The organism is Demequina lignilytica (genome assembly GCF_030418375.1).
GTDB classification, from domain to species: Bacteria; Actinomycetota; Actinomycetes; order Actinomycetales; family Demequinaceae; genus Demequina; species Demequina lignilytica.
Map to the genome: position 1 here is coordinate 294,790 of NZ_JAUHPZ010000003.1, position 12,677 is coordinate 307,466.

General features: G+C 72.7%; 12 protein-coding genes. 3 read left to right on the top strand and 9 right to left on the bottom strand.

Features of this window, described 5'->3' with window-relative positions; genetic code table 11:
- Positions 1 to 113: 113 nt before the first annotated feature.
- The 6 genes from QQX13_RS07490 to QQX13_RS07515 form a co-directional block, all read right to left on the bottom strand.
- Positions 114 to 1,574, bottom strand: a complete 1,461-nt coding sequence (locus tag QQX13_RS07490; protein WP_301152992.1) for a sugar transferase — start codon at positions 1,572 to 1,574, stop codon at positions 114 to 116.
- Between the two features lie 82 nt (positions 1,575 to 1,656).
- Positions 1,657 to 1,998, bottom strand: a complete 342-nt coding sequence (locus QQX13_RS07495; RefSeq protein ID WP_301152993.1) for a hypothetical protein — start codon at positions 1,996 to 1,998, stop codon at positions 1,657 to 1,659.
- Positions 1,999 to 2,223: 225 nt separating this feature from the next.
- Positions 2,224 to 2,769 (bottom strand): YdcF family protein, encoded by a 546-nt coding sequence (locus QQX13_RS07500; RefSeq protein ID WP_301152995.1) that lies wholly within the window; start codon positions 2,767 to 2,769, stop codon positions 2,224 to 2,226.
- A gap of 36 nt (positions 2,770 to 2,805) precedes the next feature.
- Positions 2,806 to 3,444 carry an SGNH/GDSL hydrolase family protein gene (locus QQX13_RS07505; RefSeq protein WP_301152997.1) on the bottom strand — a complete coding sequence of 213 codons (639 nt, stop codon included), beginning with the start codon at positions 3,442 to 3,444 and terminating at the stop codon, positions 2,806 to 2,808.
- Complete coding sequence (locus tag QQX13_RS07510) at positions 3,441 to 4,562, bottom strand: Gfo/Idh/MocA family protein (protein ID WP_301152998.1); 1,122 nt, start codon at positions 4,560 to 4,562, stop codon at positions 3,441 to 3,443. The genes QQX13_RS07505 and QQX13_RS07510 overlap by 4 nt, the downstream gene beginning before the upstream one ends.
- A gap of 84 nt (positions 4,563 to 4,646) precedes the next feature.
- On the bottom strand, positions 4,647 to 7,511 hold the full coding sequence (locus QQX13_RS07515) for an FAD-binding and (Fe-S)-binding domain-containing protein (protein WP_301152999.1): 2,865 nt from the start codon (positions 7,509 to 7,511) through the stop codon (positions 4,647 to 4,649).
- Positions 7,512 to 7,627: 116 nt separating this feature from the next.
- Here QQX13_RS07515 and QQX13_RS07520 point away from each other — a divergent pair, with 116 nt between their 5' ends.
- Positions 7,628 to 8,251, top strand: a complete 624-nt coding sequence (locus tag QQX13_RS07520; RefSeq protein WP_301153001.1) for a hypothetical protein — start codon at positions 7,628 to 7,630, stop codon at positions 8,249 to 8,251.
- A 107-nt stretch (positions 8,252 to 8,358) separates the two neighbouring features.
- The gene (locus QQX13_RS07525) at positions 8,359 to 9,075 is read left to right on the top strand and encodes a hypothetical protein (RefSeq protein ID WP_301153003.1); all 717 of its coding nucleotides are present in this window, start codon (positions 8,359 to 8,361) and stop codon (positions 9,073 to 9,075) included.
- 55 nt (positions 9,076 to 9,130) lie between these two features.
- On the opposite strand, the gene QQX13_RS07530 is transcribed toward QQX13_RS07525, so the two are convergent.
- Together QQX13_RS07530 and QQX13_RS07535 are read right to left on the bottom strand one after the other, a co-directional pair.
- Positions 9,131 to 9,541 (bottom strand): arsenate reductase ArsC, encoded by a 411-nt coding sequence (locus QQX13_RS07530; protein ID WP_301153004.1) that lies wholly within the window; start codon positions 9,539 to 9,541, stop codon positions 9,131 to 9,133.
- 14 nt (positions 9,542 to 9,555) lie between these two features.
- Positions 9,556 to 10,245, bottom strand: a complete 690-nt coding sequence (locus QQX13_RS07535) for an arsenate reductase/protein-tyrosine-phosphatase family protein (protein ID WP_301153006.1) — start codon at positions 10,243 to 10,245, stop codon at positions 9,556 to 9,558.
- Between the two features lie 275 nt (positions 10,246 to 10,520).
- Here QQX13_RS07535 and QQX13_RS07540 point away from each other — a divergent pair, with 275 nt between their 5' ends.
- Positions 10,521 to 11,804 carry a hypothetical protein gene (locus tag QQX13_RS07540; protein WP_301153008.1) on the top strand — a complete coding sequence of 428 codons (1,284 nt, stop codon included), beginning with the start codon at positions 10,521 to 10,523 and terminating at the stop codon, positions 11,802 to 11,804.
- 81 nt (positions 11,805 to 11,885) lie between these two features.
- Here the strand turns inward: QQX13_RS07540 and QQX13_RS07545 are convergent, their stop codons facing one another.
- On the bottom strand, positions 11,886 to 12,659 hold the full coding sequence (locus QQX13_RS07545; RefSeq protein WP_301153009.1) for a L,D-transpeptidase: 774 nt from the start codon (positions 12,657 to 12,659) through the stop codon (positions 11,886 to 11,888).
- Positions 12,660 to 12,677: the final 18 nt, after the last annotated feature.

Genomic DNA, 12,677 nt, shown 5'->3' on the forward strand with positions numbered 1-12,677 from the left:
GAGCCCCCCTCCGCTGCCAGCCCCGGCTCCTCGTCCGGCAGTGCCCTCGCCCCCAAAAGTAGGGCACCCCCGGCGCGTGTCAAGGGTGGGGCACCCGTGGGCGCCGTGAGGCCTCAGTACGCGCCCCGGCCCGCGAGCACGGCCCACGCCGTACGCAGCACGATGATCGCGTCCAGCCCCAGCGTCCAGTTCTGCGTGTAGTGGAGGTCCAGACGCACCGTCTCCTCCCAGCTGAGGTCGGCGCGCCCGCTCACCTGCCACAGGCCGGTGATCCCGGGCTTGACCAGCTGCCGTCGCGCCACCTCCTGGTCCCAGAGCTCGGTCTCCCGCGGCAGGGGAGGCCGCGGTCCGACGATCGACATGTCGCCCTTGAGCACGTTGAAGAGCTGGGGGAGCTCGTCCAGCGAGAAGCGCCGCAGCACCCGGCCGACGCGGGTGACCCGCGGGTCCTCCCGCATCTTGAAGTGGACGCCGTTGCCCTCGTTCTCCGCGATGATCGCGGCGAGGCGCTCCTCGGCATCGAGGTACATGGTGCGGAACTTCAGCATCTCGAAGGGCTGATGCGCGAGGCCGACGCGGCTCTGACGGAACAGCACGGGGCCGGGGCTCGACAGCCTGACGGCGGTGGCGATCGCGAGCATCGGCACCGCGAGCACCAGCAGGATCGCGGCGGCGCCCACCCGGTCCGCCACGGCCTTCAGCACCCGCGACGGACCGGTGAACGTCGGAGGGTCGACGTGGATGAGCGGCAGTCCCGCGACCTGGCTGACCGCCACCCGCGGGAGCGCGATGTCGGCCACCGTCGGAGCGACGATGAGCCCGACGCCCGAGTCCTCCAGCTCGTACTCGAGGCGCCGGGCCTCCTTCAGCGAGACCTCCTCGGTGCCGACGAGCACGATGTACTCGGCTCCCACCTGGTCGGCCGCGGCGGGTGCGTCGGCGATCGCGCCCAGCACAGGGATCTCCGCCAGGTCGGCCGCGAGCGCGGCGTCGCCGGCGCCGTGCACGCACACGCCCGCGACCTCGTAGCTGTGCTCGCGCGCGGTGCGGGCGAGGCGGCGGATCATCTGCTCGACGGTGCGCTGCGGCCCCACGATCACCACGGGCTGCCGCAGCCGACCGAGCGCGCGCTGCTCACGGAACCAGGTCCGCCAGGCGCGGCGGTAGCCGAACAGCACCAGCGTCCCGACCGGCAGCGCGAACAGCAGGTAGCCGCGGCTGATCTGCCACTGCGTGAGGAAGCCGACGATCGCGACGATCGCGAACGTGCGCCATCCGGCCGTGCCGACCCGCTGGTACTCCTCGGGCCCCTGGCCCAGGATGCGCGGATCTCGCGACCGGGTCCACCCCAGCTGGAGCACCCACAGCACCGACACCAGCAGGGTCACCCACCAGTACGCCGGACCGGAGGGTCCGACCAGCGCGACGAACGGGTCCCATCCGAAGCGGACGCCGTGCGCCGCCACCATGATCAGCGCGACGACGAAGACGTCGGTGAAGGTGATGCGGCGCTGGATCGCGCGCGCCCAGGATCGCGTGCCCGCTCCCGCGGGCGCGATGTCCAGAAGCGCCATGACGTGTTCCCCTCAGCGTCCAGCGTGCGACCCGGCGGATGAGCACGGCGCCCCGCGATCGCGGGGCGCCGTGCTCATCGACCTACACCCTGGTGCCCGTCGAGGTGCGGCGGGCCGAGATCACCACCGTCGCCGCGCCCGCGACCAGCAGAGCGCCCGCACCGAGCGCCATCGGCAGGCTGTCGAAGCCGGTCTCCGACAGCGTCGGCACCACCGTGGTGGTGGTCGTCACCTTCTTGGTCTCGACGACGACCTCCTCGGTCTCATCGTCGACGTCGACGACCTCGTCGTCGACCGGATCGTTCGGGATGACTCCGGACTGCGGTGCCGGAGGCGCCGGATAGACAGGAGCCGCGAAGGCGGCTGTCGGCGCCAGGACGATGGCTCCCGCGAGAACCCCGACTGCGATCTTTCGACCCCACATGGTTACTCTCCCCCACTCCACGTCGCACACCCTCCGTTTGTCATGCGATCGCGTTCTCGACTCTAGCCCTCTATGTCCGATTTGTCTTTCTTTTTCTCTATGTGCCGCTCACTGCGCACGAATCCGTCGCGGGCCGCGAGCAAGGGACAAAGGTCCTGAGTGGATGCCGAATCGGGTCGACCGTGCGGGGAGAGCGCTCCCAGTCGCGCCGCGGTCACCGGCGTGTCAGCACCCGTCCTGCAGCGCCACCTTCACGAAACCCGCGGTCTGGTAGGCCAACTGATAGGCCCAGTACCACGGCGCGAGGCTCTCGCCCGAGTCGATGTAGGCGATGTCGCCGTCCCAGCAGCGCTCCGTGATCACGCGGGTACGGGTGAGGTGGGGCCGGATCGTGATGACCGCCACGGACTCCCATCCATACGACTCGACCAGCTCCCGCATCCACCTGGCCTCACCGCGGGTGGTGAACGGCTCGGGCTGCGAGCACAGCACCGTGAAGCCCCACGCGTCGGGGGCGTCGCACAGCTCGGCCGCCCGCTCCATCGCCGCCCGCTCCGTCGCATCGTCCTCGACGAGCGACACCACCAGCGTGTCCGCCAGCCCGTCGGCGATCATCTGCTCGGCGAGCGCCATGCGGGTGCCCGTCGGCGGCCCGATGACGTAGACCGCGTCGACCGCGCGCGGCTCGTCGCTCGCCGGGAACGCGTACAGCGGGAGGCACGCGATCAGCGCCAGCGCGGCGACCACCGCACCCGCGATCACGATCCTCATCCCCCGGCCCACGCGCGGCACCCTAGCCGACCGGTGTTACGAACCGGAACGCAGCGCCTCACCGACCGCCTCGCCCACCTTCCGGGCGGCCTCGAGCGTGTAGTGGACGCCGTCGTCGGTCGCGCCCGGCGCCCACGCGGCACCCTCGCGGATCGCCGCCGCCGCGTCGACCCACTCCCAGCCCTGCTCGCCTGCCAGGGCTCGAAGCTGCCGGTTGTACGCCGTGGTGTCGAGTGCGTAGTCGTCGGAGATCGGCGGGATCGACAGCAGCAGCACGCGCGGCGCGTCCACCACCCCGGCGATGGACACCAGCGCCGACGCGGTCTCCCCGAACGGCAGCCCCCACGCCAGGTCGTTCGTGCCGAGCGCGAGGATCAGCACGTCCGCCTCGACGGGCGTCACCCGCTCGAGCTGGTGGAGCGACGTCGCGCCCGGGACGGCCGTGCCGCCGGCGAGCAGCGCATCGTCCCCGAGCGCCCAGAACAGGTACGACCCCTCCCCCAGCCCCTCCTGCGTGAACACCGACGAGTCGCCGAAGGACAGCGAGTCGCCCACCACCGCCACCCGCAGGGGGGACGATGCGGCGGACGGGCCGGGCGTGGCGCCTCCGGGATCGGCGGGGGCGCAGGCGACCAGCATCGCCGCGAGCGCGCCCGCGGCCGCCACGGTCCTCATGCCCACGCGACGCCCTGGACCCGCACGTCGGCGCCCGTCCGCGCGGACTCGATCATCGCGAGCGACAGCGCGTGATCCCACAGCCCCTGCGCGAGCGGGTACGGCTCGGGCGCCTCGCCGCGGACCCACCGGCCCATGTCCTCGAGGATCTGGGCGACGGCGAGGTCGTCCTCCGACATCCGCGACCCGTGCCAGGCGTTGCGGTAGACCACCTCGCCGTCGAACGCGGTGTGCCACAGCGCGTTGCCCTCGAGGTTGAGGTCCACCCCGGTGCGACGATGCTCGAGGTGCCCGGGGACGGGGCCGTCGGCCGTGAGGCGCAGCACCGAATCGTCGGAGATCTCGCCGCGCTCGCCGCGGATGACGACCCGACGGTGCAGGTACGGGTTCCACCACTGGTTGTCGACGAAGTCGTACAGCCCGGACCGGCCGTCCCCGAAGTCGAGGGTGGCGAGCATGGTTGCGCGCGGCTGCGGCTGGTCGCCGCCGACCCAGCCGTCGGGGGTCAGCGGGTCGACCATGGGCGCGGTGAAGGTGCGGGCGTTGACGGTCGCCTCGGTGACGGCCGCCGGGTCGCCGGAGCCGAGGTACGTCCGGATGAGCGAGACCGCGTGATAGAGGTGCGTGGAGCTGAGCTGCACGTGGTGCGGCGTGCCGATCGCGCCCCGCCGGAGCAGGGCGATGCGGGCGGCGTGGCCGGGCATGCGCGTGTACTGCTCGGCGACCTGGACGATCCCGGCGCCACCCACGGCGCGCCACAGCGCGGCGAGGCCGGCGGCGTCGGGCGCGGGCGGGGTCTCGGCGAGGACGGGGATCCGCGCGCCGACGATGCTCTCGATCATCCCCGGGCTGACGTCCCACGGCACGGCGACCACCACGAACTCGGGGCGGCGCTCGAGGGCCTCCTCGAGGCTGTCGGCGGCCAGGGCGTCATCGAGGTGCGCGGTGAAGGGCGCGGCGTCGCGGCGGGCCTCGACCAGCGCCTCGCGTGCGCGGGCGGGGGTCCGCCCGACGATCGCGACCGGCTCGAGGCGCTCCGGGGCCATGGCGGCGAGCCGCAGCATGAACCGCGTGCGCCAGCCGGTGCCCACGATCGCGAATCGCACGGGTGCGGTCATGGGTTCATCCTCGCTCACCAGTACTGGATGTCCCGCACGGCGCACCGCGCGGCAGAAAGCAGTACTGAGTGTCCCGGCGAGAAGTCAGCGGGAGGCCGCGCGGCGGCGTTCCATGATGAGCTCCGCGAGGTGGCGGCCCTGGACGTCGGCGAGGTCGTCGGCCTGGGTGCGGCAGCTGACGCCGTCGGCGAGATAGATCGACCCCTCCGGCGCCTCCCGGAGCGCGGGGAGCAGGGAGTTCTCCGCGACCTTCACGCTGGTCTCGTAGTGCCCCTTCTCCGTGCCCCAGTTGCCGGCGAGGCCGCAGCACCCGCTGGTCTCCGTGACGGTCGCGCCGGCGCGCGCGAGCAGCTCGCGGTCCGCTGCGTAGCCCATCACCGAGTACTGGTGGCAGTGCGGCTGGACCACCGCGGTCACGTCGGACAGGTCCGGCATCCGCCAGCCCTCGCGCGGCTTGACGGGCGAGCGCCCGGTCAGCACCTCGGCGAGCGTGTAGGTGCCGCGCGCGACGGCGGCGGCGCGCGGGTCCTCCGGCAGCAGGTCCACCAGGTCGCCGCGCAGCACCGCCATGCAGCTGGGCTCGACCCCCACGATCGGCACGCCGTTGACCGCCCACGGCCCCAGCACGCCGAGCAGGTGCTCGAGGTGGTGCTTGGCGCCGTCGAGCTGGCCCGTCGAGATCCAGGTGACGCCGCAGCAGGCGTCCCCCGCGACCACGACCACGTCGAGGCCGGCGTCCTCGAGCACCTCGACCACCGCGGTCGGGATCTGCGGGTCGATGCCGTCGGTGAACGAGTCCGCCCACAGCACCACTCGCGAGTTCTTGGGCACCGCCCGAGCCGCGTCGCCCCGACGCTCCTTCGCGAACTCCGTCGCACGGAACGGCTTCGCGAACCGCGGCAGCGTGCGGCGGGTGTCCATGCCCGCGATCGACACCGCGATCCGCTGGATCCACGCCGGCCTCAGCACCGCGTTCACCACGGAGGGCACCAGCCCGATCACCTTGAGCCAGCGCGGCAGCCAGCCGATCGAGTAGTGCGTCGCGGGGCGCAGGCGGCCCTTGTACGTGCGGTGCAGCACCTCGGACTTGTAGGCCGCCATGTCGACTCCGCTCGGGCAGTCCGCGGAGCAGGCCTTGCAGCTCAGGCACAGGTCGAGGCTCTCGCGGACCTCGGGGGCGGTCAGCCCGCCGATCAGCGTGCCGTTGATCGCGTCCTGGAGCACGCGGGCACGACCGCGGGTCACGTCCTTCTCGTCCCCCGTCGCCTGGTAGCTGGGGCACATGAAGCCCGACCCGGACCCGATCGCGTCCGCGCGGCACTTGCCCACGCCCGTGCAGCGGTGGACTGCCTCGGCCATGTCGCCATGGTCGTGCGGGAACGTGAAGCCCTCGCCCGGGGTGCGCGGCGCGGCGGGGCGGCGCAGGTGCGCGTCGAGCGGGTCGGGGTCCACCATCACGCCGGGATTGAGCACGTTCTCGGGGTCGAACAGGTGCTTGACCTGGCGGAACAGGTCGATCGCCTCGCCCGAGTACATCGCGGGCAGCAGCTCCGAGCGGGCGCGCCCGTCGCCGTGCTCACCCGAGAGCGATCCCCCGTGGGAGGCGACCAGCGCGGCGGCGTCCGTCATGAACGCCCGCAGCGGCTCGCCCGACTCCTGCAACGGGATGCCCAGCCGGACGTGGATGCAGCCGTCGCCGAAGTGCCCGAAGGGCTGCCCGACCACGCCGTGGCGCTCCATGAGCGCGTCGAAATCCCTGAGGTACGCCCCCAGCCGCTCCGGCGGGACGGCGGCGTCCTCCCAGCCGGGCCACGCCTCGTCGTTCTCCGGGGTGCGGCCCGACAGGCCGGCGCCGTCCGCGCGGATCGCCCACAGGCGGGCGGCCTCCCGCGGATCGGCGACCTCGCGCCAGGCGGACGTGCCCGCGTCGGCCGCGAGCGCCGCGAGGGTGGCGCGCGCCTCGTCCTCGGTCTCGCCGCCCACCTCGACGAACAGCCAGCCGGCCCCCTCGGGCAGGTCGGGCACCGGGCCGGTCGCGCCCGCGACGCGGGCGACCAGGCGGGCGTCGAGGCCCTCGACGGCCTGCGGCCGGTGGGGCAGGATCCCGACCACCGCATCGGCCGCCGCCGGCATGTCCGCGTAGCCGAAGGCCGCGGTGAGGCGCGCGGGCGGCACGTCCACCAGCCGTACGGTCGCCTCCAGGATGGTGGCGAGCGTGCCCTCGGAGCCCACCAGGAACCGCGCGAGGTCGCCGCCGAGCTCCGGCAGCAGGTGCTCGAGCGAATAGCCGCTGACCTGACGCGAGAAGCGGCCGAACTCCTGCCGGATCAGCGCGAGGTTCGCCGTCACCAGCTCCTCGAGCCCGGGCACGGCGCCCACGCCGCGCACACCCGCCGTGAAGCGGCGGCCGATCCCGTCGACCGCCTCGAGCGAGACCACGTTGTCCGCCGTGCGCCCGAACGCGACCGCGTGCGGCCCGCAGGCGTTGTTGCCGATCATCCCGCCGAGCGTCGCGCGGGTCGAGGTCGACGGGTCGGGACCGAAGCGGAGCCCCGCGCTCGCGACCCGCTTCTGCAGCTCCGACAGGATCACGCCGGGCTGGACGCGCGCGGTCTTGGCCTCGAGGTCGACGTCGAGGATCCGGTTCATGTGGCGGCTGAGATCGAGCACCACGCCCGGGCCGATCGCGTTGCCCGCCACCGACGTGCCGCCGCCGCGCATGGTCGTGGCGACCCCGGCGGCGCGGGCGGTCTCGAGCGCGGCGAGCAGGTCGTCGGCGTCCCGCGGGTACGCGACCACGGCGGGGACGATGCGGTAGTTGGAGGCGTCCGTCGAGTACTCGGCGCGCCGGCGCGGGGAGGCGTCGACCTCCCCGTCGATGGCGCGATCCAGCGCGGCCGCGAGCTCGGTGGAGGCGGTGGAGGGGGCCGTCGTCGTCACGCGCGTCATTCTTCCACCCCCGGCCCGGCCGGCCGCCAGGGACGGAGGGCCCGGGGCGCCTCCGGTTGCAGGTCGTGCTCGACAGTCGCACATTAGTAGGGGTTGAGGGAGGAAGGGGGGCCTCCATGATCTCGCGTGCCCCGATGATCGCCGGCGTCACCGGCGCGGTCCTGCTCCTGGGGGGCGGCGCCGTCGCCGCCGTCCTGCCGGAGCCCCGCAGCCCCGGCGACCTCGACAGCATCAACGTCAACGCATCGTGCGGCTCCGACATGCATCTGGACATCGGATGGGGCTGGGAGCCCGCGGCGGACATCCCGATCCTCGTGACGGTCACCACGTCCGAGGGCGAGGTGATCCAGCTGGTCGACGACGACCTGAGCGACCTGCGCGGCTTCCATCCCGTGATCCCCGCGGACCAGCTCCCGGATACCAGCTACTCGTACACGGTGGACTTCAGCTACGGCGACATCGTGGTGACGGACGCCTTCACCGGTGAGGTGCGATGCGGCTCCGAGCCCATCCCGTCCGGCACCCCGACCACGGAGCCGACCGACCCGCCCCCGCCGCCCGAGCCCGACCCGGTGCCGCCGGACCCGGAGCCGATCACCCCCGAGGTCGAGCCGGTGACGCCGGAGACGACCGATCCCGACCCGGACGAGACCACGGACCCGGAGGTGGGCGTCGAGGACGAGACCACGGAGGCGCCGGCCGCCGACGCCGTGGTCTCAGACGCGGGCTACACGGGCTGATCGCCGCCGATTCGTGACAAACCCTCACAAAGGAGGACAATGGGAGTGCTGGGGTAGTTGAGGACTGGCTGAGGCCCCCGCATCGTCCCCCGGCACAGGAGTGCATCATGAATGCGCGAGGCCTGGCGATGGCGCTGGGCACCTTCGCCCTGCTGCTGGCGGCCGGAACCGCGGCGCAGGCCGGGGACAACAACCCCGGGAACGACCCGCACATGGAGACCTACAAGGTCACCATCTGCCACGCGACGGCGTCGGAGACCAACCCCTACACCGTCAACCACGTGTCCTGGAACGCCGTGGACAACGGCCTCAACATCAAGTGGAACGGACACGGAGACCACACCGGGGACATCATCCCGCCCTTCGGCGGCGAGAACGGCTTCCCCGGCCTCAACTACGACGAGGTGGGTCAGGCGATCCTCGCGAACGGCTGCGTGGTACCGGCGGAGGAGCCGGAGCCCGTGGTCGAGACCGGATCGGTCATGATCTGCCACGCGACCTCGGACACGAGCGATCCGTTCGTGTCGGACCAGGTCGGGTGGACCTCGACGGACGGCGTGGTCGACATCGCCTGGAACGGGCATGACGACCACCCGGACGACATCATCCCGCCGTTCCTGTCCTACGCCGGACAGAACTACGGGACGCTCGGCCAGGCGATCTGGGACAACGACTGCGTGGTCCCCACGCAGGAGCCTGATCCCCAGACCACCGAGGTCCCCGACGACGAGGACGAGCCGGAGGTCGATGTCCTGTCGGACACCGCCACCCCGGAGGCCCCCGTCGCCACCCCGGTCCTGTCGGACGCCGGCTACACCGGCTGATCCGTCGACCGGACAGCACGACCGGCCCTGCTGCAGCAGGACCGGTCGTCATGTGTCAGTCGGCGGGCACCACCGACGGGCCGGGCTCGACCCCGAGGCTCACCATCAGCTCGCGGACGCGGCCGTCGATCTGGTCGCGCTGGTCCTCCGACGGGCCGGGCTCGATCGCCCAGTCCTCGTAGCGCTTCCCGGGGATGTAGGGGCAGGTGTCGCCGCAGCCCATGGTGATGATGACGTCGGCCTCCTGCAGGCGGGAGTCCGTCCACCGCTTGGGGTGCTCGTGGCTGATGTCGATGCCGACGGCGGCCATCGCCTCGACCGCGCCGGAGCTGAGCGCCGGACCCGGCTCGGAGCCGGCGGACCAGGCGACCGCGCGGTCGCCCGCGTAGTGGCTGAACAGGCCGAGCGCCATCTGGGACTTGCCGCCGTTCTTGACGCAGAGGAACAGGACGTGGGGCGTGGGCATGGAGGTCTCCTTCTTCAGGGGGTCGTGAGCGCGTCCGCCAGGCGGCGCACGCGCGGGGTCAGCTGATCGACGATGCGCGCGAAGGCCTCCGCGGTCCCGTCGGGCCGCGGGATGGACCAGTGGGCGGCGCCCGCGCCGGACTCGTGGGCGCGGTCGCAGACGGTGATGACCAGGTCGCCGGCGGCGCGGACCTGGTCGAGCGGCGCGGGAGTGTCGGCGAGCGGCGTCAGGCCGTGGCGGGCCAGCTCGGCGACCGCCCCGGGGTGCAGCGACGCCGCGGGGTCGACGCCGGCCGAGGCCGCGGGGACGCCCGCGGCGGCGGCCAGCGCCGCCGCCAGCGGGGAGCGAGCCGCGTTGCCGGTGCACACGAACAGCACGCGGGAGGGACGATGCGCGGGCGCGTCGGGCGCGGCGCGACCGGCGGGCTGCGAGACGCCGGGGGCGCCCGGGGTGGCGATCGCCGCGGCGACCAGCGGCGACCAGCGCAGCGAGAGGTACGCGCGGCGGCCGTCGCCGTCGGAGCGGCGCCGGTCCACCAGCCCCGCATCCTCGAGCACGCGCAGGTGATGCGCGAGGAGGTTCGACGGCAGGTCGACCGCGCGGCCGAGCTCGGCGGGCGACAGGTCCCCGGCGGCCAGCACGTCGACCACCGCGAGCCGGTGCGCGTCGGCGAGCGCGGCGAGCTGGGCCAGTCGGTCGGTCACGACCCCACCCTAGCCCATCTTGCTCAACGGCGACTGAGGTATCAGCGTCGCACGAGCCCCAGGCATCGTCCGCGACCGCGGACTCCTTGAGCCGATAACGCAGTCCCTTTTGTCACATCCTTCACATCCGTACATATGAACCTCATGAGGCAACACCCCCCTGCGAGGGTCGTTGACCCTGGTATCCGGCCCGAATCACGATGTGAGCAACCGGGGGATCGGGATTACGTGGGCTGGCTGAGGAGCCCCGCCCTCCCCTGGCTGGGAGAGGGATCATGAAGCTGAGGAACTTCGCCATCGCCGCAGGCGTGGCTGCGTTGACGCTGACCGGCATCGCGCCCGCAGGCGCCAACGAGAACAACACGAACAACCCCGACAACTGGGTCGGCGCGGCCGCCGCGGCCGCCGGCGTCGACCCCGAGATGATCAGCTGCTACAACGACAGCTTCGGCTCGATCGTCGAGGGCGGCACCGCCGTCGAGCTCGACCCGTACACGGGCGACGGCTCGGGTTACGCGCTGCTGGTCGTCAAGGGCGGCGCCGTCGACTACGGCTGGGGCGACGGCAACGCCGAGCCTGTCGAGTACCCGGTCGCCGGGACCCCGTACTTCACGCCGCTCAACGGCGGCGGCCAGCAGGCGGGCGTCTCGCACTGGATCGTCTGCGTCGACGACACCGTGCCGACCCCGCCGGTCGACGAGCCCCCGACGCCGCCGATCCCGCCCCAGCCCGACGACAAGATCGTCTACGGCGAGTACGCCGAGGGCGAGTGGGTCTGCGGCGACACCACCGTGACGCTCACCCGCGGCTTCACCGTGACCCCCTACGTCTGGAACGGCGAGGAGTGGGTGCTGGACACCGCGAACGCGACCTCGGGCGTCGAGGCGAAGCTGCGCGACCTGACCGAGGAGGAGCTCGCCGCCTGCGTGGAGGAGCCTCCGACGCCTCCGACTCCGCCTACCCCGCCGACTCCGCCGACTCCGCCGACGCCTCCGACTCCGCCGACGCCCCCGGCCCCGCCGGTCGACCCGAGCATCGAGGACGCCGAGGTCATCCCGATGTGCGGCGCCGAGGGTCCGTACCTCGCCTACACCGTCACGGTCAACGACCCCGCCGGCACGCTCGGCGACACCGCGACCCTGACCTTCCACCACCCGACCGACGCGGCGCAGGACTGGTCGATCGAGGTCGGGCTCGGATCGGGCACGGTCATCTGGCCGGGCGTCGAGTGGAACACCGACGGAACCGTCGCCACGTGGCCGGGCTGGTACTGGGACGTCGACGCCGAGGAGTGGGTGGAGGACGCCTCCGCCAACTACGGCTGGACCACCGCGCCGGACACCGAGGTCTCCGTGACCGTGGACCCGCTGTCGCAGACCCTCACCGTCACCTACCCGGGCGGCGTGGTCGGATGCGACTTCACGCCCACCATCGTGGTGGTCGACGACATCGTCGCCGAGACCCCCACCACGTCCACCGAGGCGCCGACCACCACGGTGGCGCCGACCAAGGCTGCTGCGGCCACCCCGGTGAAGTCCGCAGCCACATACGCCGGCTGATCCCCCCGGCGACGCGGCCCGGCAGGTCTCAGGACCTGCCGGGCCGTGCTTTGCTCGCTGCGAGGACGATGCGCCCCGACGCTACTCCGAGATCGTGACCGGGGTGCCGAGCGGCAAGCCCACCGTGGTCACCAGCGCGGTGATCGCGTCGTTGGGCAGGCGGATGCACCCGTGGGAGACGGCGCGGCCGATCGACGTCGGGTCGTCGGTGCCGTGGATGCCGATCACGGCGTCGCCGCCGGCGAAGGAGTCCAGCACGGGCGAGTAGCCCGACAGCCCGTACGCGTACGGCCCGTAGAGCCCGTCGGGGTCGGGCGGCTGCAGCAGCTCGCGGATGAAGTAGACCCCGCCGGGCGTGGGCATCTCGTCGCGGCCGAGCCCGATCGACGACTCGAAGATGACGTCGTCGCCGTCCGTGACGGTCAGCGTGAAGTCCGACAGCACCACCTCGACCTGGAGCGTGGTCGAGGTGAGCGTGACGTCCGACTCGGGCACCCAGCCCGTGGTGCCGTTGGGACGCACGGGCAGGTAGAGCTCGACCCAGCCGGCCTGGCGTTCCTTGACAAGGAACACCAGCGGGGTCTGATCCGGGACGGTGAGGACGTCGGCGGCCTCGACCGTCTGCTGCTCGGCTCCATCGGGCGCGGTGAACACCGTGAGCGACTGCCCCGACGCCTGGGCGATGAGCGACCCCTCGACCTCCGCGGGCTCGCTGGGAAGGTCCGAGGCGCTGATCGCGGGCTGCGGGGACGTGCTGGATCCGCCCGTCGCGGTGCCCGCCGGCTCGCTCGTGCCGGTGCAGCCGGCCATCACCAGCGCACCCAGGCTCGCGGCCGCGAGGACTCTCACGCGCATCGTCCCTCCCTCCAGGTC

Excerpts from the sequence above, each read along its gene's own strand:
- QQX13_RS07490 (WP_301152992.1), bottom strand. The coding sequence starts at position 1,574 with ATGGCGCTTCTGGACATCGCGCCCGCGGGAGCGGGCACGCGATCCTGG.
- QQX13_RS07495 (WP_301152993.1), bottom strand. The coding sequence starts at position 1,998 with ATGTGGGGTCGAAAGATCGCAGTCGGGGTTCTCGCGGGAGCCATCGTC.
- QQX13_RS07500 (WP_301152995.1), bottom strand. The coding sequence starts at position 2,769 with ATGAGGATCGTGATCGCGGGTGCGGTGGTCGCCGCGCTGGCGCTGATC.
- QQX13_RS07505 (WP_301152997.1), bottom strand. The coding sequence starts at position 3,444 with ATGAGGACCGTGGCGGCCGCGGGCGCGCTCGCGGCGATGCTGGTCGCC.
- QQX13_RS07510 (WP_301152998.1), bottom strand. The coding sequence starts at position 4,562 with ATGACCGCACCCGTGCGATTCGCGATCGTGGGCACCGGCTGGCGCACG.
- QQX13_RS07515 (WP_301152999.1), bottom strand. The coding sequence starts at position 7,511 with ATGACGCGCGTGACGACGACGGCCCCCTCCACCGCCTCCACCGAGCTC.
- QQX13_RS07520 (WP_301153001.1), top strand. The coding sequence starts at position 7,628 with ATGATCTCGCGTGCCCCGATGATCGCCGGCGTCACCGGCGCGGTCCTG.
- QQX13_RS07525 (WP_301153003.1), top strand. The coding sequence starts at position 8,359 with ATGAATGCGCGAGGCCTGGCGATGGCGCTGGGCACCTTCGCCCTGCTG.
- QQX13_RS07530 (WP_301153004.1), bottom strand. The coding sequence starts at position 9,541 with ATGCCCACGCCCCACGTCCTGTTCCTCTGCGTCAAGAACGGCGGCAAG.
- QQX13_RS07540 (WP_301153008.1), top strand. The coding sequence starts at position 10,521 with ATGAAGCTGAGGAACTTCGCCATCGCCGCAGGCGTGGCTGCGTTGACG.
- QQX13_RS07545 (WP_301153009.1), bottom strand. The coding sequence starts at position 12,659 with ATGCGCGTGAGAGTCCTCGCGGCCGCGAGCCTGGGTGCGCTGGTGATG.